We start from the raw sequence: 450 nt of genomic DNA, 5'->3' as shown, positions 1-450 counted from the left end.
GATGCAGGACGGGTTTGCCACACGTCGTAGCAGCCCCTGATGGTGAGGTTTCCGGCGTTGTGGTGGATGATGACCTTATCGATCCGCCTGCCGTTGCGGCCGGGTGTGTAGTGTGTGTTCATGATGAGGTCGATGTCGGCCTCAAGCGTGTTCCAATTCTTCATCAGTGAATCTCCTTTTCAGTGGTTGGTGGTTCGGTGAGTGAGGGTCTGGTTTCGGCGCGATTGGCGATCGCATCGAGCGCCCCGCGCATCTGCGCCGGGACAGGCAGACCCAATCGGGTGGCGTTCTCTACGAGGGAGATGCCTTCGTTGGATAGGTAGAAGAAGATGACCGCCGCGCGTAGGACTCCGGGTGCTCCGAGGATGTGGACGTCGATCAAATGGGCGAGGCCGACGAGGGTGAAGATGAGGATCTTTCGGCTGATACCCCTGAAACCAACTGCGCTGG

Annotated in this window: 1 protein-coding gene; it reads right to left on the bottom strand. The window is 58.9% G+C overall.

The features are described 5' to 3' along the window. Positions 1–163: 163 nt before the first annotated feature. A partial coding sequence (locus tag AC5RE1_RS01690; RefSeq protein WP_493938240.1) for a phage holin family protein occupies positions 164–450 on the bottom strand: 287 nt, incomplete at its 5' end.

The organism is Actinotignum sp. usb-actsch-rep-73 (genome assembly GCF_059082735.1).
This window is presented reverse-complemented; position numbering and strand designations above follow the sequence as displayed.